This is a genomic window from Rhizobium sp. BK112 (assembly GCF_014193215.1).
GTDB lineage: Bacteria > Pseudomonadota > Alphaproteobacteria > Rhizobiales > Rhizobiaceae > Rhizobium > Rhizobium anhuiense.
On the sequence record NZ_JACHYZ010000003.1, the window covers coordinates 131,525 to 150,995 of the forward strand.

The window sequence follows — 19,471 nt, forward strand, 5'->3', positions numbered from 1 at the left end:
CGCGCTCTGAAGCCCGAAGGACGCTTCAGAGCGCGCAACCCTTCAAGAAAAGATCGGCGCACATCTTTGCCCGCGCCTGGATCGCCTCGATCTTGGGCGGCGGTTCCTGGCGCAGGATCGCCGCACGCTGCGGCTCCATGGCCATCATGCCGCGCAGCATGCCGCAGGCCAAATGCGGATCGTCGAGCGCAATGAGGCCGCGCTCGACCTGGCGGCGCAGCCAGTCCTCCATCAGCTCATTGGTGCGCAGGATCGCCTGTTCGTAGAAGGACGTGGCGATCTCCGGAAAGCGGTCCGATTCGCCGATCACGAGGCGCATGATGGTGACCGTCTCGTCCGAGAGCGACAGCATGCCATAGGCCATCAGCATGCGCTCCAGCCCGTCCCTCAGGTCTGCAGTGGCGAGCGTTGCGGGATCGAGCGCAAGCAGGAAACCGACGATACGCTCGGAGATCATGCTGGCGAAGAGATCGGCCTTGGTCGGAAACAGCCGGTAGAGGGTCTTTGTGGAAACACCGGCCTCCTGGGCGATCGTGGCGATGCTTGCCGCCGCGTAGCCATTCTCGTGAAACTGGGTGTTTGCTGCCTTGATGATCAGACCCTTGGTGTCGTCGTCACAGCGTATCTGCGGCCTGCCGCGCGGCCTCTTCTCGATTTGTTGATTTTGGACCATCGCAATTTTCCAAATTCTTGTTGACATCGATTTTATAAAGCATATTTTGGAAAACATCAAGTTTCCTAATTAGGATTCCACCTGACTTCAGAGGCCGCAGCCCAAGAGACGGCGACCGTCATCCGGAGAAAGACAATGACCATCAAGACGCTGCATGCCCTCAACAACAACGCTGCTCCCGAAACTGTCGCCGAAGCCGCCCCGGCCAGCCTGGACGCGGGCCAGCCGCCGCGCATCGCCGAAGCTGCCGCTCCGATTTCCGAGAAAAAGCCTGCCCGCAAGCGCGGCGGCCGATCGCTGCTACTTGGCGCCACCGCACTGGTGCTGATCGCCGCCGGCGCCTATTACGGCCATGATTACTGGACGGTCGGCCGCTTCCATATCTCGACCGACGATGCCTATGTGAAGGCCGACAACAGCACGATTGCCCCGAAGGTTTCCGGCTATCTCGCCGAGGTCCTCGTCATGGACAACGAGACCGTCAAGGCCGGCCAGCCGCTTGCCCGCATCGACGATCGCGACTTCAAGGCGGCCCTCGATCAGGCCAAGGCCGATGTCGCTGCCGCGGAAGCTACCGTCAGCGCCAAGCAGGCGTCGCTCGAGATTCAGCAGTCGACGATCGCTGCGGCCCGCGCGACCGTCGACGTCGATCGCGCCAACGAGACCTTCGCCGAGCAGAACAACAAGCGTTATTCGAACCTTGCCACCAGCGGTTATGCCCCGGTCCAGACCGCCCAGCAGGCCGCCTCGCAGATCGCCGCCGCTCAGGCCACCATCGTGCGCGACAGCGCCTCGCTCGATGCCGCCGTCAAGCAGGTCGATCTTCTCAATGCCGAGCTTGCCCAGGCGAGGGCCTCTCTTGCGCGCAGCCAGGCCGTCCAGCGCCAGGCCGAGCTCAGCCTTTCCTATGCGACGATAACAGCCCCGGTCGACGGCACCGTCGGCAACCGGACGCTGCGCGTCGGACAATATGTCCAGGCCGGCACTCAGCTGATGTCGGTCGTGCCGACGACGGCTGCCTATGTCATAGCCAACTACAAGGAAACGCAGTTGACCGACGTGCGGGCCGGTCAGCCGGTCGAGATCGAGGTCGATATGTTCCCCGGCCGCACCTATCACGGCCATGTCGACAGCCTCGCTCCGGCAAGCGGCCAGGAATTCGCGCTGCTGCCGCCCGATAACGCCACCGGCAACTTCACCAAGGTCGTTCAGCGCATTCCGGTGAAGATCCTGCTCGACGGCGATGCCGCCGCAAACGGCGATCTGCGCCCCGGCATGTCCGTTCAGCCTGATATCAATACCAAGAACGATCGCAGCTAGGCCAGCGGCGAGGAGTTTGTGTCATGTCCACCATCACAGCAACAGCCATCGCCGTTCCGCAACAAAGGACCGGGGCTAGCACCCGGGACTGGATCGCCGTTCTCGCAGGCATGATCGGCGCCTTCATGGCGATCCTCAACATTCAGATCACCAATGCCTCGCTTCTCGACATCGAGGGCGGGATCGGAACAGGCGTCGACAACGGCGCCTGGATTTCCACCTCCTATCTGATCGGCGAGATCGTCGTCATTCCGCTGACGGCCTATTTCAGCAACGTCTTCTCGTTCCGCCGCTATATCCTGGTGAATTCGATCCTCTTCCCGCTGTTTTCGATCGCCTGCGCCTTCGCCCATGATCTCGGCACGATGATCCTGCTGCGCGGTCTGCAGGGTTTTGCCGGCGGCGTGCTGATCCCGATGGCCTTCACCATGGTGCTGACCAAGCTGCCGAAGAACCAGCAGCCGCTCGGCTTGGCGATCTTCGCGCTTTCGGTCACTTTCGCGCCGGCAATCGGCCCGACCATCGGCGGTTATCTCACCGAAAATTACGGCTGGCAGACGATCTTCTTTATCAACGCCATCCCGAGTGCCATCATGGCAGTCGCCCTTGCCCTGACGCTCGACAAGCAGCCGATGCAGCTCGGCCTGCTGAGGGAAGGCGATTGGGCGGGCATCGTCACGATGGCAATCGGTTTGTCGGCATTGCAGACGGTGCTTGAAGAAGGCAACAAGGAGGACTGGTTCTCCTCGCCCTTTATCGTCAAGCTCAGCATCCTCGCCGTCGTCTTCCTCGTCGCCTTCATCTGGATCGAGCTCACCGTGAAGAAGCCGCTGGTCAAGCTCAGCCTGCTGAAGCAGCGCAATTTCGGCATCGGCGTTGCGGTCAACGTGCTGGTCGGCGTCGCCCTTTTCGGCACCGTCTATATCCTGCCGCAATATCTCGGCCAGGTGCAGCGCTACAATGCCGAGCAGATCGGCAACGTGCTGGCCTGGACCGGCCTGCCGCAGCTGCTGTTGATCCCGCTCGTGCCGATGATGATGAAGCGCTTCGATGCCCGCTACATCGGCTTCCTCGGCATTTCGATCTTTGCGATCAGCTGCTTCATGAACATCATGCTTTCGGCCGATACCGCGGGCGATCAGTTCTGGATCCCCAACATTGTCCGCGCCATCGGCCAGGCTCTGGTGCTGACCCCGATCACCGCCATCACCACTGCCGGCATTGCACCTGCAGATGCCGCCGCCGCTTCCGGCCTGACCAACATGCTGCGCAATCTCGGCGGCGCCGTCGGCACGGCGACACTCGGCACGGTGCTGACCAAACGCGAGCAGTTCCATTCGAACATCATCGGCCAGTCGGTGACGCTCGGCCGCGACGAAGTCCGCAATCGCCTCGACCAGATGACAGGCTACTTCCTGTCGCACGGCGTCTCCGACCATGCCGTCGCAGCCCAGAAGGCCGTCGTGGCGCTGGGTCAGGTCGTCAAACGCCAGGCTCTGATCATGGGTTTCAGCGATACCTTCGCCGTTATCGGCGTGGTTCTTGCCATCGCAGCCGTCGCCCTGCTGCTCACCCAAAAACCGCGTGCCGGTGGTGGCGCCGGCGCTCACTGAAACGACAGCGCTCGCCCGCCTTCCCGGCGAGCGCTTTCTCTATTGCGGAATTTCGACCGTGAAGGCGAAGCGGGCCACAGCGCCCGGCGCCAGGATCGTGGTGGACGGCCTCGCCGAAAGCTCGCTCGATGCTCCAGCTTCCGCGGCCGTTCCATGCCAGGGCTCGATGCAGAGGAAAGGCGCACCCGGCTTGGTCCAGAGCGCAAGATTGGGCAGGTTTTCGAAATGGAACCGCATGGTCGGCCCGCCTTCGGCGCCATAACTCAAGCCTTTGCCCGCCCCACTCGGAAAGATCATCGCATCCTGTTCGAACATCGCGTGATCGAGCATCAGCCGACCGGCATCAAACGGCGAGGGCAGAGGCGCAGGGTTGATCAGGCCACCCGCCAACCGCACAAGACCCGGCTCGCCTTCATTGTCGAGCGTCACGATATGGTCGCGCCCGGCAGCGCCGGGCAGCGGCCAGGCGAAAGCCGAATGGAATCCGAGGCCGAAGGGCATCGGCTTCTGGTCGCGATTGGCAACCTCCGCCGTCACCGTCAGCGCACGGCCCTCGACCGCATGCACCACAGCCAGCTGAAAATCGAACGGATAGACTGCCCGCGTCTCCTCCGAGGCGATGAGTTCGTAGCGGCACATCGTTGCGGTGGATCCGGCAAGCGCGAATTCGCTGCGGCGGGCAAAACCATGCTGGGCCATCGGATAGACCGCGCCGTCGATCGCTATCTTGTCGTCCGGCGCCTTGCCGACGATCGGAAACAGGATCGGCGACCGCCCGGTCCAGAAGGCCGCATCGCCGGTCCATAACCACGAGCGTCCATCGCTTGTCGTCAGCGCCTGCATCTCGGCGCCGAGCGAGGAGACTTCGACGGCGAGATCTTGATTCCCGATCCGGATTGAGCTTGGCATCGCGGCTCCCTTTCGCATTGGTGCGGCACCAAGCCATACCTTTCCGCACCGGGTATTTCCACCCCATTGAGAGAGGCGGGACGGCAGCCACGATGACAATAGCAGTGCCGTCGCGGTGCTTATTTCCGCACCGCGCCTAATCTCGCGATCACTTCATTCGGAATGCCGTAGCGCTGAATAGCGTCACGGTTGTTCCGCAACCCGCATATCTCACGCTGGATGAAGAATGCCCAGACGGCGTCGGATGCTTCATTGAGAAGCCTCTCGCGTTCCTCAGCGGTCTGGTGATCGGGAGCCCAGGCCTTCAGGGCGGCAAGTGCCGCCTCCACCTTCAGCCCGTGACGTCCGAGCGAATCCGCGCGTTCCGACATCAGCTCGTATTCGAGGACGTTGAAGCCGCTTTTATCCTGCTGGGATTGTCGGAAGGACTGCGGCGGACGAACGCTCATTGGCACAGGTCTCCGTTGGCGTGAGTTCCGATATTATCCAATCCTGTTCCAAATTAAAGAAGGTGAGCAAGATGCCGTCCGAAATCCGCACTCGCTTTTCGGCGTCGTACTCTTGATCGAGAGGACAGGAAACAGGGCTATCCTGCGGTTTCCTTGCATGGCATAAGCGCGCCAAAATCTCCTTCTCCAGGCGCCGCGCAAATCATGATCCGTATCGAAAATATCAGCAAGCAGCTCAGCCACCGTATCCTCTTCATCGAGGCGTCCGCGGCCCTCAATCGAGGCGAGAAGATCGGCCTGGTTGGTCCGAACGGCGCCGGCAAGACGACCGTCTTCCGGATGATCAACGGCGAGGAGCAGCCCGATGAGGGGCAGGTCTCCTGCGAGAAGGGCGTCACCATCGGCTACTTCAACCAGGATGTCGGCGAGATGTCGGGCCATAGCGCCGTCGCCGAGGTGATGAATGGCGCAGGTCCCGTCAGCATCGTTGCCGGCGAATTGCGCGAGCTCGAAGCCGCCATGGCCGATCCCGAGCAGGCCGACAATATGGAGGAGATCATCGAGCGCTACGGCGAGGTGCAGGCGCGCTATGAGGAACTGGACGGTTATGCGCTGGAGGGACGGGCGCGCGAAGTGCTTGCGGGCCTGAGCTTCAGCCAGGAGATGATGGACGGCGATGTCGGCGCGCTATCGGGCGGCTGGAAGATGCGCGTGGCGCTCGCCCGCATCCTGCTGATGCGTCCTGACGTCATGCTGCTCGACGAGCCGAGCAACCATCTGGATCTGGAAAGCCTAATCTGGCTGGAGGAGTTCCTCAAAGGTTATGAGGGCGCGCTGCTGATGACCTCGCATGACCGCGAATTCATGAACCGCATCGTCACCAAGATCATCGAGATCGACGGCGGCACGTTGACGGCCTATTCCGGCGATTATGAATTCTACGAGCAGCAGCGGGCGCAGAACGAGAAGCAGCAGCAGGCTCAGTTCGAGCGCCAGCAGGCAATGCTCGCCAAGGAAATCAAGTTCATCGAGCGCTTCAAGGCCCGCGCCTCGCATGCCTCGCAGGTGCAGAGCCGCGTCAAGAAGCTGGAGAAGATCGACCGGGTGGAGCCGCCCAAGCGCCGCCAGGCCGTCTCTTTCGAGTTCCAGCCGGCGCCGCGATCCGGTGAGGACGTGGTCAACCTGAAGAACGTGCATAAGAAATACGGCAGTCGAAGCATCTATGAGGGGCTGGATTTCATGGTGCGGCGGCGGGAACGTTGGTGCATCATGGGTATCAACGGCGCCGGCAAATCGACGCTGCTGAAGCTGGTGACGGGCACCGCCGAGCCTGACCAAGGCAGTGTGGCTCTCGGCGCCAGCGTCAAGATGGGCTATTTCGCCCAGCACGCCATGGATATTCTCGACGGCGAGCATACCGTCTTCCAAGCGCTGGAAGACCGGTTTCCTCAGGCGGGGCAGGGGCCCTTGCGCGCGCTGGCCGGGTGTTTCGGCTTCTCCGGCGACGATGTCGAGAAGCGGTGCCGCGTGCTGTCAGGTGGTGAGAAGGCGCGCCTCGTCATGGCGATGATGCTGTTCGACCCGCCGAACCTGCTCGTGCTCGACGAACCGACGAACCATCTCGACCTCGACACCAAGGAAATGCTGATCAAGGCGCTGTCGCAATATGAAGGCACGATGCTGTTCGTCTCGCACGACCGGCATTTCCTGGCCGCGCTCTCCAACCGGGTGCTGGAGCTGACGCCCGACGGCGTCCACCAATATGGCGGCGGCTATACCGAATATGTGGCGCGCACCGGCCAGGAGGCGCCCGGCCTGCGAAGCTGACGGCATTTTTGCCCCGGCATGTCGAAACCGTCGGCGTCGAAACGACCAGTGAAGAGCCGGCCAGCGATATCGTTGGCCGCTCGGAGCAACGGAGGAGAAATGCCCATGCAGTTGGATCGGATCGAAGTCGTCACGCTGTTCGTCGATGATATCGGCGAGGCCAAAGCATTCTACCAAAAGGTCTTCGCACCTGATGTCGTCTTTCAGGACGCAGTATCCTGCGTGCTGAAATTCTCAGGAACGATGATCAACCTGCTCGATGCTGCGCAAGCGCCTCAGCTGGTCGAGCCATCCGCCGTGTCGTCCCCCGGTTCGGGGGCACGCGTACTGCTGACGATCAAGGTCGATGATGTCGATGCAGTTTGCGCAGAACTGCGCAAACTCGGGGTAACGCTGCTCAATGGTCCCGTCGATCGTCCATGGGGCCGCCGGACGGCGGCCTTTGCGGATCCGTCGGGCCATGTCTGGGAGGTCGCGCAGGAGTTGCGCTAAGCTGGTGTCGCCGCGTTCCGAGGTCGCCTTCAGATTTTGCGACTGTGATGCGTCTCGGCAAGTTTCGTTCACGCGAAGAACAGATTCGGCGGCTATCGCCACGATGATGACCAAATTCCGTGGTGTTCGGAGCCCTCTTCATGCAATCGGGGACGGGCGCATCGGCATGGACTGGATCAATCGCTATATCGATCAGCCGCTACTGCACGGCGCGGCGGGCTTGCTGCGGAGTTGGCATCTGCGCACGCGGCAACCGCCGGAGCTGCTGGAGCCGACATGGAATCTCGTCGTGCTCTCCTTTCTGCTGATCGCGAGCGGCCAGGTCGTAGCCGGCAAGCCTTTCGCGCTCAGCGTTGCCGCGCTGGTCATGCTGGCCCTGCCCTCAGTGCGAAAGCTGCTTTCGGCGGCAAAGGCAGGGGGAGGCGGTTACGGCGCGCGGGAATACAAGTCGCTGAGAGCGCGCGCCATCGCCAAACGCGAGGCGGAGTGGTCGGTGCGGATCATCGTGTTGTTCGCATCTGCCTGCCTTCCGTTCATCGCCCGCATCGACGATCCGGTGGGAGCCTATTTCATGCTGGGGGCAAGCATCTGGTTCGTATTGACCGGGCCGCTCAAGGCTTATCTCGATGCGGCCGAACCTCCCGAACCGAATGAAGGCGACCGGACGTATAACGGCGTCTTTCACCTCGGCTGACTGAAGTCGAGGCGGCATGCATGCGCCCACTGTCAGGCCGACGGGAACCAAATGGGGCGGCCTCCGTTATCTCCGCAGCAACGTAAAAGGAGATTGCGATGCTTTACTACGCTCTGGTGTTTCTCGTTGTGGCCTTGATTGCCGGCGTCCTCGGATTTGGCGGCATCGCAGGGGCCTCAGCTTCCATTGCCCAGGTTCTGTTCTTCATTTTCCTGGTGCTGTTCGTCGTATCGATCGTCATGCGCCTGATGCGAAAAGTATAGTGCGGACAGATAAAGTATAAAAACCCGGCGAGACATATCGCCGGGTTTTTATTTTACTGGGCCAGGGCAGTTAAAAATTCTGCGCCTAAGGCAGAATGAAAGATGGCCGTTTTGCGATAAATGGCACCTAATCGAGGATTGGGATATGAGGCGCTGCCGTCCTTGGCAACACACCGGTTAGTCTGGGATCATCTGCCACTTCGACCATGAAAGCATATGGCTTGAAACCGGACCGCTGATAGAACGGCAATGCATTCGGATGATCGAAGTGGCAGGTGTGGACCCAAAGCCGTTCGATGGGATGCGCCCAGGCAATCGATAACGCCTTGTCCATGAGATAGCGCCCCGCACCGGTTCCGATCGAACTTTTGGCAACTCCAAAGAAAACCAGTTCACACCGGCCATGTTGCCGGAAATCAAGCTCCAGCATGCCGGACGGTCGTCCGTCCGCCAGGAGGACGTATATTCCACCAGCGGGTCGTTGATAATGGCCGTCAGCCTGTCATCGGGCATGACCAAGCGCGAAACCCACATCCAATCCTCTCCGACCAGCCGGAAAAGCTGGCGATATGCCATCAGATCGGGAGCTGTCATCCGCTCCAAAGAGATCCCAGGGATAAGCTTGGCTTCCCTGGAGGCCGGCTTCTCCGTCATCTCCAGACAGGTGACGGCATTTGCCAGTTTACCCTTGGGGACCAGAGAATATCCCTCTGGCAAATGTGGATTGGAATTATTCGATTTTTCAACAGTTTCCATAGCCATCACACCGTTGCGATCCGCTGCCTCTCCCGTCGATTTCTTGCATCGCATGAACCGCTGACTTGCGCGAGGAATTTATCGTTAGGGATGGTGTGACAACTCGCGCGTGAGAAAATCATGCAGGCATTGCGTTGCGACTTGCGTCGGTGCGGGACTGCGCAATACTCCGAGCGATAAGTATTTTGAAAGGCCGATTGATTTTGCCATCCATATTTTCACCTGTTTCACTGTCCGAAGACGCGGACTCACCAAGCGGATGGTGGGTCGTCCGTGGAGCGCATGCGCTGACAGCTGTAACCTTCGGATCAGCCTACGCCTTCTCCGCTGTGTTTCCCGGTCTTTCCGAGGAATTCGCGGCATCGCGTGGCGAGATCGCGCTTGTCTTCTCCATCTCGGCTTTGGTGTTCTATTCGCTGGGCGCAATCGCCGGCCCGCTTGCCGATCGCTGGTCGTCCCGCGCCGTCATAGCGACCGGTTTGGTGGCAATGATCATCGGTTACGCCGGAGCCAGCCAGGCACAGTCGCTGGCCTCGCTCTACATTTGGTACGGTGCCGGGGTGGGGGTTGGGATCGGCCTCTCTTATGTTCCGGCGGTTGGAGCTGTGCAGTCTTGGTTTATCCTCAAGCGGAGCCGCGCGTCCGGCATTGCTACGGCCGGCATCGGCCTCGGCACACTCTTGCTGCCGTTTACGACCGGCCGGCTTGTCTCCGGGCTTGGTTGGCGTGGATGTTTCATCGCTTTGGCGGTTGTCATAGCCGCAATCGGTCTGCCGGCGGCAATGCTCGTGCGTAGACGCCAAGACAACAGCATTCCTTCAGAACTGCGATCCAGCGACCGGCCCAGCCCTTTCACCGTATGGCGCGATGGCCGTTTCAGCCTGTTCTACATCATGCTGCTCTTGGTGTCGTTCTGCACATTCATTCCCTATGTGCATATCGTCCCGGCAGCGCATGACATGGGTCTGTCGCTTGAAAGCGGTACAATCCTTATAGCGCTCATCGGCGTCGGAAACATCTTTGGGCGTTTCGTGCTGGCCGGTTTGGGCGACCGCATCGGTTCCTTGCGCCTTTTGACAATTCTTACCTTTGCTGTTGCCGGCTCATTCGTCCTGTGGTCCGCTGCCAACGGCATGGCCATGATGGTGCTTTTCGCCCTGTTGTTCGGGGCGAGTTATGGTGGCTGTGTCGGCCTTTATCCGGCCGTCGCCGCCAATCTCTTCGGCACCCGTCATATCGGAACGATACTGGGCTATCTCTATACGGCCGTGGGTGTGGCTGCTTTGCTGGGGCCAACAATGGCGGGGCTCGTATTCGATAAAACCGGTAGCTATCTGGGCCCCATACTGTTCAGCGCGGCTGCCGCTGTCGTTGCCGGTTTCCTGACACTCTGGCTTCGGCAGAAATGGTAGCGCCGCAAATGAACAGAGGCGGCCAGACCGAGCCTTGTGGTCACCGGCCGCTCAGCCGGATGTCACCGGTCGAGATCGATGTGCCTTTCTGGCAACCATTCCGGATAAGATCATGAAATAATCGAATGCCGCGAAAAGGTGCCTTCGAAATGTCCCAATGGGGCTGAACCGTAGGCTTGTTTGTCGCTTGCGCCTTCCCATGCGCTTTGACATGCGATGCGTAAATGATGCCGGTTCGGGATCGTTTTGCGGTTCCGTCCGTTATCTGTTGCCGAATCTGGTGGCGAGTAGCCGGGTATGCTCCCGTCACGATTTGAGAAGGAGAGACTTATGAACAAAATTCTTGCGACGGCCTTTGCCGCGGTATCGTTGACCTTTGTCGGAGCGGGGGTGGCCAATGCAGCCGACCTCGTCACAAGGACATATGAAGAGCCGGACCTGCGCAATGGCGTGAAGATCGGTTATCTTACCTGCGATATCGGCGGCGGCACGGGTTATGTGCTCGGTTCATCCAAGGAAGCCGATTGCATTTTCCAGTCGACCGTCGGCAACGAGCTTTCGGATCGTTATACCGGCGAAGTGAGAAAACTTGGCATCGACCTTGGTTTCACCACGCGCAGCCGCCTGATCTGGGCCGTGTTTGCGCCGACCGCCGGCTATCACCGCGGCTCGCTCGCCGGCCTCTATGTCGGCGCTACCGCCGAAGCCACGCTCGGCGCCGGTGTGGGCGCCAATCTCCTGGTCGGCGGTACCTCCGGCTCGATCCATCTGCAGACGGTCAGCCTGACCGGCCAGCTCGGCCTCAACGTTGCGGCAGGCAGCGCCTCGATGACGCTGACGGCAGCGAATTGATGTTCTCTTTTGGCGCCTCCTGCCGCATGGCGGTGGGGAGGCGCCAACTCTTCTGAGGAGCGATTTCGCGCCCTCGCATGCCCAAGCCGGATCACGACATGATGGATATTCGAATGGCAACGCCCGACGAGGACGAGGTCCTGGTGGGGCACTATCTGAAGATCTGGGACAGCTACGGCACACCACCGGAACACTACAGCTCCGATGCGGCGGCGCGGATCTTGTCTTTCATCAGAAGCGGTCGCGAAGAGCGCCGCCTGACCTCGTTCCTTGCGATCGTCGACGGTGAAATCGCCGGTTCTGCATCCTGCCAGCTGCACCAATCGCCGTTTCCGGAGGTCATCCGTCCGGAACAGCGGCTGTTCGGTTATATCTGGTCCGTCTATGTCGCCGACGCCTTCCGTCGGCGCGGCATCGCATTGGCGCTGACCAACAAGGCCGTCGATTATCTGAAATCGATCGGCTGCACGACGGTCGTCATCCATGCCTCGGATGCCGGCGAACCCGTTTATAGGGCTGCCGGTTTCGAACTGGCGAAGGAAATGCGCCTGAAGTTCCCGGAGGAATAACGAACGGATGCGGCCGGTGCCGCATCTTCCGCTTACGTCTTCGGCCGGCCGGGTGCGATAAAGGCGGCGATCGTCGCCGCGTCATGGCCGGCCTCACGCAGGAAGCGGCTGGCAAATTCGATGGCGGGGCCTCGAAGCGCATCGTCCGGGCGGATCAGGTGAAAGGCCACGTGATAATCGAGCGTCCGTTCCGAGACAGTGACGACGCGCCCGGCCGCCAGCGCCGCATCCGACAGCGGCGGTCGCGCCAGCGCGATGCCGAGCCCCTGCGCACAGGCGTCGATCACCAGATTATAGTCTTCGAAGCGCCGGTCATGGCCGCGCGGCGTATAGTCGACACCCTCGCGGGCGAGCCAGCGGCGCCAGCCTTCGATGTTCGAATCGTGCAGGATCGGCAGTTCGAGCAGCGACAAGGCATCTGAGCGCTGTCCGAGCCGGTCCGCCAGCGCAGGGGCAGCGATCGGACACGATTTCTCCTGCCAGAGCGGCAGGGCGCGCACGCCCGCCCACGGCCCCTTTCCGCAGCGGATGGCAAGATCCGTGCCTTCGCCGAAATCCGCCAGCCGATGTTCGAGCGTCAACTCGACATGCAACTCGTTTCCCTCAAGCTTCGGCAGGCGCTGAAACAGCCATAGCGAGGCGACGGAGGGCGTTACCGAGAGGCGCACTACCGCCTTGTTGCGGCGGGGCAGCCAGCGCTCGCCACTATTGCCGAGCAGCGCCAGCGCTTCCTCCGCCCGCGCGAAAAACCGCATACCTTCCGGCGTCAGGCGCACACCTCGGGCTTCGCGGGCAAACAGCCGCACGCCCATCCAGCGCTCCAGGCGCGAGACCTGCCGCGACACCGCGCCATGGGTGATGCCGCTTTCCTCGGCCGCGGCCGAAAACGATCCGAGCCGGGCGGCGCGGGCAAAGGTCTCGAGCGTGTCGAGGGGCGGAAGCACGGGCGAGCTGTGAACCATACGCACATTTGATCATCGATTGCGATGCTTTTCAAGCACGGATCGAAGCCCTAATCCATTCTCACGGAAACAGATGGAGGCGAAAATGAGCATGGCGGCAAGCGCACCGGTTACGGCGAAACAGCAAGGCGGGTTCGATATGGTGGCCTTTGCGGCGATCCTCGTTACCATCCTCTTCTGGGCGTCCTCCTTCGTGGTGATCCGCATCTGTCTCGGACCGCTGACGCCGATCGAACTGGCGACGGCGCGTTATGTGGCAGCCGGCGCCATCGCCCTCGTCTACCTCGTCATCTACCGGCCGATGCCGGAAAGGCGCGATTTCCTCCGCCTCTCCATTGCCGCCGTGCTTTTCATCGCCGCCTATGCGGTTTTGTTGAACACCGGCGAGCAGACGGTTGCGGCAGGGCCGGCGAGCTTCATCATCAACACCATGCCCGTCTTCACTGCCCTGATTGCCACATTCGCGCTCGGCGAGCGCTTTGGCCGCTGGGGCTGGGCGGGTACCGCGGTTTCCTTCGGCGGCGTAGCGCTGATTGCGGTCGCCTCCGAAGACGGTTTCAAGCTCGATCCAAATGCGGTCATGATCCTTGGTGCAGCGCTCTGCTCGGCGATCGCCAGCGTGCTGCAGAAGCCGCTGCTTGGACGGCTGCCGGCGCTTGCCGTCACCGCCTGGATCCTGCTCATCGGTTCCGTGCCGCTGTTTCCGGCCGTCCCGGCGACAATCCAGGCGCTCGCGGCCGCACCGGCCGAAGTGAACTGGGGCGTTGCCTATCTCGTCATCTTCCCCACTGTGATCGGCTATCTCACCTGGGCGATCGCATTGAAGCGGCTGACGGCCGCCCGCGCTTCGAATTTCCTCTACGGCGTTCCGCCGGTCGCCACGCTAATCGGTTTTGTCTGGCTGGGCGAAACGCCAACGGTGCTCGGTGCGGTCGGTGGCGTCATGGCAATCCTCGGTGTGCTCATCGTCAACGTGATGCGGAAGCGATAGCGTGAGATTCGAGCCGCGAGGGCGAACTGGTAACAGATAGGCATTGCGCTGCCCTTCGCTTTCTTTAAAACGAAAGCAGATACGAAAGGTATGCGCCCATGTTCTTGACCGACCGGCAAACCGAAATCGTGGCGATTGCGAAATCGAGCGGCAGGGTTCTGGTCGAGGAGCTTGCCTCTCGCTTTTCCGTGACGCGGCAGACGATCCGCAAGGATCTGAACGATCTCTGCGACGCACAGGTGCTGACACGTATTCATGGCGGTGCCACATTCCCGAGCGGCACCGAGAACGTCAAATACGAGGCGCGCCGACAGATCGCCGCTTCCGAGAAGCAGGCGATCGGCATTGCCGCGGTCGAGCTGATCCCGAGCGGCGCCTCGCTCTTCATCAATATCGGAACGACGACCGAGGCGGTGGGCGAGGCGCTCGCCAATCACCACGAGTTGATGGTGATCACCAATAATATCAACGTTGCCAATAGGTTGCGTTCCTTTCCGGCGATCGAGGTGGTGATCGCCGGCGGGGTCGTGCGTGGTTCGGACGGCGGGATCGTCGGTGAAGCGGCCGTCGATTTCATCCGTCAGTTCAAGGTCGATTACGCCGTGATCGGCGCGTCGGCGATCGACGTGGACGGCGCGCTTCTCGACTACGATTTTCGCGAGGTGAAGGTGGCTCAAGCGATCATCGCCAATGCCAGGCATGTCATCCTGGTTGCCGATTCGACGAAGTTCGAACGCACTGCACCGGTCAGGATCGGCCAGCTTTCGCAGGTCCATACCTTCATCACCGACCACTGTCCGGTGGCGTCGATCCGCAATCTCTGCCTCGAAAACAATGTGAAGCTGATCGAAACGAACGGCAGATCGCGCTAGCGGATAGGGCTGAAAAGCATCAGCGCCTTTCGAAAGCGCACGATGCTCTATGCCTTTGATTCAGATGACAATTCTCATTTTATCCTGATCCGGCCTAAAAATCGTCCAGATCAAGGTGGTGATCTGCGAAACATTCGTTTGACATTCGTATTTCTTTCGTTTTAACTGATGTCACTTTCGCAATTGCGCAAGTTTTGTGCGATGCGAAATCTGCAGCGGGGCTCGGAGGGGATATTGGGCCGGGAGATTCACGACATATTCGTCATCGGTGGCGGCATCAACGGCTGCGGCATTGCGCGCGATGCTGTTGGGCGCGGCTATTCGGTGGCGCTGGCGGAGATGAACGATTTCGCCTCGGGCACCTCGTCGGGCGCCACCAAGCTGATCCATGGCGGCCTGCGTTATCTCGAGCATTACGAATTCCGCCTGGTGCGCGAATCGCTGATGGAGCGCGAAATCCTCTGGGCGATGGCGCCGCACATCATCTGGCCGCTGCGCTTCGTGCTGCCCTATCACAAGGGCGGCATCCGTCCGGCCTGGCTGATCCGGCTCGGCCTCTTCCTCTACGACCACCTTGGCGGCCGCAAGCTGCTGCCGCCGACCTCGGTGCTCGACATGCGCCGCGATCCGGCCGGCAAGCCGCTGAAGGCGCTGTTTGCCAAGGCCTTCGAATATTCCGACGGCTGGGTCGACGATGCCCGGATGGTGGTGCTGAACGCCCGCGACGCCGCCGACAAGGGGGCGACCATCATGCCGCGCACCAAAGTCGTGGCGGCAAGGCGCGAGAAGGGCCTGTGGCATATCGAGACCACCGATACGGTCACCGGCCGCAATGACAGCCATCAGGCCCGCATGCTGGTCAATGCCGCCGGTCCCTGGGTCGACCATGTCATTCGTTCCGCCTTCGGCCAGAACGAAGCCCATCATGTCCGCCTCGTCCAGGGCAGCCATATCGTCGTGAAAAAGAAGTTCGACGATGTGAGAGCCTATTTCTTTCAGAACCCCGACAACCGCATCATCTTCGCCATCCCCTACGAGGGCGACTTCACACTGATCGGCACCACCGACCGCGACTATACCGCCGATCCCAAGGATGTCAGGATCTCCGAGGAGGAGACCGTCTATCTCTGCAATGCGGCGTCGGAATATTTCAAAGAGCCGGTTAAGCCGGAAGATATCGTCTGGACCTATTCGGCGGTCAGGCCGCTTTATGACGACGGTGCCTCGAAGGCACAGGAGGCGACGCGCGACTATGTGCTGAAGCTGGAAGGCGAAGGTGCCGCACCGTTGCTCAACGTCTTCGGCGGCAAGCTCACCACCTATCGCCGGCTTTCCGAACATGCGCTGGAGAAGATCGGTGCTGCCATCGGCGTCAAGGGCGCCCCGTGGACGGCCAAAAGCCATCTGCCGGGCGGCGACTTCCCGGTCCGGGGCTATGAGGCACAAGTTGACAAGCTGAAACGGCGTTATCAGTTCCTCGCCGATCAGCATGCCCGCCGCCTGGTGCGCCGCTATGGCACCAGGGCTGAGGTGCTGCTCGGCGATGCCCGCGGCATCGACGATCTCGGACGGTTGTTCGGCGGTGATCTCTACGAGGCGGAGGTCACCTATCTCGTTAAACAGGAATGGGCCCGGCACGCCGAAGACGTGCTGTGGAGGAGAACAAAGGATGGCCTGCGCCTTTCGAAGGAGCAGGCTCAGTCACTGGAGGAGTACATGGCTGCCATGCCGGCGATGGCCGGATAGGAGCCCTGTGGTCCCCGCTGCGTGGAGGCACGGGAATCGGAATGCTGGAACTGCGGAACGCCGCCAAGATGGTGGGCGCGGACTATCACATTTATCCGACCGATCTGGTCCTCGAGCGAGGCACGCTGAACGTCCTGCTCGGGCCGACGCTGTCGGGCAAGACGTCGCTGATGCGGCTGATGGCCGGCCTCGACCGGCCGACGGGCGGCTCCGTCCATTTCGACGGCGTCGATGTCACCGGCATGCCGGTGCAGAAGCGCAACGTTGCCATGGTCTACCAACAATTCATCAACTATCCGGCGCTGACCGTCTACGAGAACATCGCCTCGCCGATGCGCATATCAGGCAAGGATGCCGCCACGATCGACCGCGACGTGCGCAAGGCGGCCGAGCTCCTGAAGCTCACGCCCTATCTCGACCGCACGCCGCTCAATCTGTCGGGCGGCCAGCAGCAGCGCACGGCGCTGGCGCGCGCCCTCGTCAAGAATGCCAGCCTGGTGCTGATGGACGAGCCGCTCGCCAATCTCGATTACAAGCTGCGTGAAGAGCTGCGGCAGGAATTGCCGCGCATCTTCGCCCAGTCCGGCGCGATCTTCGTTTATGCCACGACGGAACCCTCCGAAGCCTTGTTGCTGGGTGGCAATACGGCAGCGCTCAACGAGGGCCGGATCACGCAGTTCGGCCCGACGATCGAGGTCTATCGCAATCCGCTCGATCTGACGACGGCGAAAACCTTTGCCGACCCGCCGCTGAATTTTATTGATCTGGTCAAATCGGAAGGCAATTTCCTGCGCGATGGCGCCGTGATTTTTGCCGTGCCGCCGCATCTTCAGAACGTGCCGGACGGGCCGGCAACGATCGCGTTTCACCCGCATCATCTTGCACCAACCGCCCAGACGGCTGATTCGGCGCAGCTGATAGCACGGACGCAGATTTCGGAGATCACGGGATCGGAAAGTTTCGTGCATCTACAATTTGCCGGCACCCGCTGGGTGATGCTTGCGCACGGCATCCACAATATCGATCCGGACACGGACCTCTCCGTTTTCATCGATACGCGCCACCTGATGGCGTTCGGCGCGGACGGCCGGGCGATCACCATCGCCGGGCAGAGGGGCTAGGAGAAGATCATGGCACGTATCACCCTCGATCATATTCGACATGCCTATGGGCCGAACCCGAAGAGCGAGAAGGACTATGCTCTCAAGGAAGTGCACCACGAGTGGAACGACGGCGGTGCCTATGCGCTGCTCGGACCTTCAGGCTGCGGAAAGACCTCGCTGCTCAATATCATTTCCGGCCTCATTCAACCGTCCGAAGGGCGAATTCTCTTCGACGGACAGGATGTTACGAACCTGCCGACGCAGCAGCGAAATATTGCGCAGGTATTCCAGTTTCCGGTGATCTACGACACGATGACCGTCTATGACAATCTGGCTTTCCCCTTGCGCAACCGCGGAGTCGCGGAGCCTGATGTTGATCGTCGTGTCCGCGAAATACTGGAGATGATTGATCTTTCAGACTGGGCCAAGCGGCGCGCGCGCGGTTTGACGGCGGACCAAAAGCAGAAGATTTCGCTCGGCCGCGGCCTTGTGCGCTCGGATGTGAACGCGATTCTCTTCGATGAGCCGCTCACCGTTATCGATCCGCATATGAAATGGGTGCTGCGGTCGCAGCTCAAGCGGCTGCATAAGCAGTTCGGCTTTACGATGGTCTATGTCACGCATGACCAGACGGAGGCGCTGACCTTCGCCGACAAAGTCGTGGTGATGTACGATGGCGAGATCGTGCAGATCGGCACGCCGGCCGAGCTCTTCGAGCGTCCGAGCCATACCTTCGTCGGCTACTTCATCGGTTCTCCAGGCATGAACTTCATGCCAGCCAAGGTGGAAGGCCGCACGGTTCGGGTCGGCGAGCACGCGCTGACGCTCGACTATGCGCCAAAGACTGCGGCAGCGGCCAAGGTAGAGCTTGGAATCCGGCCCGAGTTTATCAGGGTCGGCCGCGAGGGCATGCCTGTAACCGTCAGCAAGGTGGAAGATATCGGCCGGCAGAAGATCGTCCGCGCGCAGTTTGCCGGCCAGCCGATCGCGATCGTCGTCCCTGAAGACGGGGAAATTCCGGCGGATCCACGGGTGACCTTCGAACTGTCGGGTATCAGTATCTATGCCGACTCTTGGCGCGCCGGACCGGAGGCTTGATCATGGAAAAAACCTGGAACAACAAAGCGTGGTTTCTGGTCCTGCCGGTCCTCGTGCTGGTGGCATTCTCGGCCGTCATTCCCTTGATGACGGTTGTGAACTATTCCGTTCAGGACACTTTCGGAAACAACCAGTTCTTCTGGAACGGAACGGACTGGTTTACCCAAATCCTGCATTCCGACCGTTTCTGGGCCGCCCTGCAGCGAAATCTAGTTTTTTCGTTGATCATTCTCGCTCTTGAGATCCCGCTCGGTATCTTCATTGCGCTCAACATGCCGAAATCGGGCATCGGCGTGCCGGTGTGCCTGGTTCTGATGGCGCTGCCACTACTGATCCCGTGGAACGTTGTCGGCACGATCTGGCAGGTGTTCGGCCGCAACGACATTGGTTTGTTCGGCTATTCCCTCAATGCCATCGGCATCGATTACAACTATGTGCAGGATCCGCTCGACGCCTGGGTGACGATCATCATCATGGACGTCTGGCACTGGACGAGCCTGGTCGTCTTGCTCTGCTATGCCGGCCTCGTTTCCATTCCGGATGCTTTCTATCAGGCAGCGAAGATCGACGGTGCGTCTCGTTGGGCGGTATTCCGCTATATCCAGCTGCCAAAGATGAAACGCGTTCTTCTGATCGCCGTGCTGCTGCGTTTCATGGATAGTTTCATGATCTACACCGAGCCTTTTGTCGTCACGGGCGGCGGTCCCGGCAACGCGACCACTTTCCTGTCGATCGATCTGGTCAAGACCGCCCTCGGACAGTTTGACCTCGGTCCGGCCGCTGCTATGTCGCTGATCTATTTCCTGATCATCCTGCTGCTTTCGTGGGTGTTCTACACCGTCATGACAAGCCACGACGCGGAGAATTGAA

Annotated in this window: 19 protein-coding genes and 1 pseudogene; 15 read left to right on the forward strand and 5 right to left on the reverse strand. The window is 60.8% G+C overall.

From position 1 onward, the window contains the following. Positions 1–25 precede the first annotated feature (25 nt). Positions 26–673: a TetR/AcrR family transcriptional regulator gene (locus FHT75_RS10050; RefSeq protein ID WP_047613259.1), complete on the reverse strand. Its 648-nt coding sequence runs from the start codon at positions 671–673 to the stop codon at positions 26–28. A gap of 135 nt (positions 674–808) precedes the next feature. Here FHT75_RS10050 and FHT75_RS10055 point away from each other — a divergent pair, with 135 nt between their 5' ends. After that, a complete protein-coding gene (locus tag FHT75_RS10055; RefSeq protein ID WP_097594736.1) occupies positions 809–1,993 on the forward strand; it encodes an HlyD family secretion protein in 1,185 nt (394 codons plus the stop codon). Between the two features lie 23 nt (positions 1,994–2,016). Continuing rightward, the gene (locus FHT75_RS10060; RefSeq protein WP_097594737.1) at positions 2,017–3,606 is read left to right on the forward strand and encodes a DHA2 family efflux MFS transporter permease subunit; all 1,590 of its coding nucleotides are present in this window, start codon (positions 2,017–2,019) and stop codon (positions 3,604–3,606) included. 39 nt (positions 3,607–3,645) lie between these two features. On the opposite strand, the gene FHT75_RS10065 is transcribed toward FHT75_RS10060, so the two are convergent. After that, on the reverse strand, positions 3,646–4,515 hold the full coding sequence (locus tag FHT75_RS10065; RefSeq protein WP_097594898.1) for an aldose 1-epimerase family protein: 870 nt from the start codon (positions 4,513–4,515) through the stop codon (positions 3,646–3,648). A gap of 119 nt (positions 4,516–4,634) precedes the next feature. Next, the gene (locus tag FHT75_RS10070; RefSeq protein ID WP_047613256.1) at positions 4,635–4,964 is read right to left on the reverse strand and encodes a DUF6665 family protein; all 330 of its coding nucleotides are present in this window, start codon (positions 4,962–4,964) and stop codon (positions 4,635–4,637) included. A gap of 204 nt (positions 4,965–5,168) precedes the next feature. Here FHT75_RS10070 and FHT75_RS10075 point away from each other — a divergent pair, with 204 nt between their 5' ends. From FHT75_RS10075 to FHT75_RS10090, 4 genes are all read left to right on the forward strand, one after another. Further along, on the forward strand, positions 5,169–6,791 hold the full coding sequence (locus tag FHT75_RS10075; RefSeq protein WP_097594738.1) for an ABC-F family ATP-binding cassette domain-containing protein: 1,623 nt from the start codon (positions 5,169–5,171) through the stop codon (positions 6,789–6,791). 99 nt (positions 6,792–6,890) lie between these two features. Further along, a complete protein-coding gene (locus FHT75_RS10080; RefSeq protein ID WP_097594739.1) occupies positions 6,891–7,283 on the forward strand; it encodes a VOC family protein in 393 nt (130 codons plus the stop codon). Positions 7,284–7,386: 103 nt separating this feature from the next. Beyond that, a complete protein-coding gene (locus FHT75_RS10085; RefSeq protein WP_047613252.1) occupies positions 7,387–7,977 on the forward strand; it encodes a hypothetical protein in 591 nt (196 codons plus the stop codon). A gap of 98 nt (positions 7,978–8,075) precedes the next feature. Next, on the forward strand, positions 8,076–8,240 hold the full coding sequence (locus FHT75_RS10090; RefSeq protein WP_028756510.1) for a DUF1328 domain-containing protein: 165 nt from the start codon (positions 8,076–8,078) through the stop codon (positions 8,238–8,240). A 127-nt stretch (positions 8,241–8,367) separates the two neighbouring features. On the opposite strand, the pseudogene FHT75_RS10095 reads toward FHT75_RS10090, so the two are convergent. Beyond that, positions 8,368–8,996, reverse strand: a pseudogene (locus FHT75_RS10095) (GNAT family N-acetyltransferase). A 197-nt stretch (positions 8,997–9,193) separates the two neighbouring features. On the opposite strand from FHT75_RS10095, the gene FHT75_RS10100 reads away from it, so the two are divergent. The 3 genes from FHT75_RS10100 (at position 9,194) to FHT75_RS10110 (ending at position 11,829) form a co-directional block, all read left to right on the forward strand. Then, positions 9,194–10,408, forward strand: coding sequence for an MFS transporter (locus FHT75_RS10100; RefSeq protein ID WP_183844818.1), 1,215 nt, complete (start codon positions 9,194–9,196; stop codon positions 10,406–10,408). Positions 10,409–10,738: 330 nt separating this feature from the next. Further along, positions 10,739–11,260: a DUF992 domain-containing protein gene (locus FHT75_RS10105; protein WP_063476190.1), complete on the forward strand. Its 522-nt coding sequence runs from the start codon at positions 10,739–10,741 to the stop codon at positions 11,258–11,260. Positions 11,261–11,361: 101 nt separating this feature from the next. Then, the gene (locus FHT75_RS10110) at positions 11,362–11,829 is read left to right on the forward strand and encodes a GNAT family N-acetyltransferase (protein ID WP_245434846.1); all 468 of its coding nucleotides are present in this window, start codon (positions 11,362–11,364) and stop codon (positions 11,827–11,829) included. Positions 11,830–11,861: 32 nt separating this feature from the next. On the opposite strand, the gene FHT75_RS10115 is transcribed toward FHT75_RS10110, so the two are convergent. Continuing rightward, the gene (locus tag FHT75_RS10115; RefSeq protein ID WP_028756515.1) at positions 11,862–12,791 is read right to left on the reverse strand and encodes a LysR family transcriptional regulator; all 930 of its coding nucleotides are present in this window, start codon (positions 12,789–12,791) and stop codon (positions 11,862–11,864) included. Between the two features lie 73 nt (positions 12,792–12,864). Here FHT75_RS10115 and FHT75_RS10120 point away from each other — a divergent pair, with 73 nt between their 5' ends. From FHT75_RS10120 to FHT75_RS10145, 6 genes are all read left to right on the forward strand, one after another. Then, on the forward strand, positions 12,865–13,782 hold the full coding sequence (locus tag FHT75_RS10120; protein ID WP_183844817.1) for a DMT family transporter: 918 nt from the start codon (positions 12,865–12,867) through the stop codon (positions 13,780–13,782). 98 nt (positions 13,783–13,880) lie between these two features. Next, positions 13,881–14,654, forward strand: a complete 774-nt coding sequence (locus tag FHT75_RS10125; protein WP_063476188.1) for a DeoR/GlpR family DNA-binding transcription regulator — start codon at positions 13,881–13,883, stop codon at positions 14,652–14,654. Between the two features lie 234 nt (positions 14,655–14,888). Next, a complete protein-coding gene (glpD, locus tag FHT75_RS10130; protein ID WP_097594741.1) occupies positions 14,889–16,400 on the forward strand; it encodes a glycerol-3-phosphate dehydrogenase in 1,512 nt (503 codons plus the stop codon). Positions 16,401–16,441: 41 nt separating this feature from the next. Next, positions 16,442–17,521, forward strand: coding sequence for an ABC transporter ATP-binding protein (locus FHT75_RS10135; protein WP_047613245.1), 1,080 nt, complete (start codon positions 16,442–16,444; stop codon positions 17,519–17,521). Between the two features lie 9 nt (positions 17,522–17,530). After that, on the forward strand, positions 17,531–18,601 hold the full coding sequence (locus tag FHT75_RS10140) for an ABC transporter ATP-binding protein (protein ID WP_097594742.1): 1,071 nt from the start codon (positions 17,531–17,533) through the stop codon (positions 18,599–18,601). Positions 18,602–18,603: 2 nt separating this feature from the next. Continuing rightward, on the forward strand, positions 18,604–19,470 hold the full coding sequence (locus FHT75_RS10145; protein ID WP_047613241.1) for a carbohydrate ABC transporter permease: 867 nt from the start codon (positions 18,604–18,606) through the stop codon (positions 19,468–19,470). Position 19,471 lies beyond the last annotated feature (1 nt).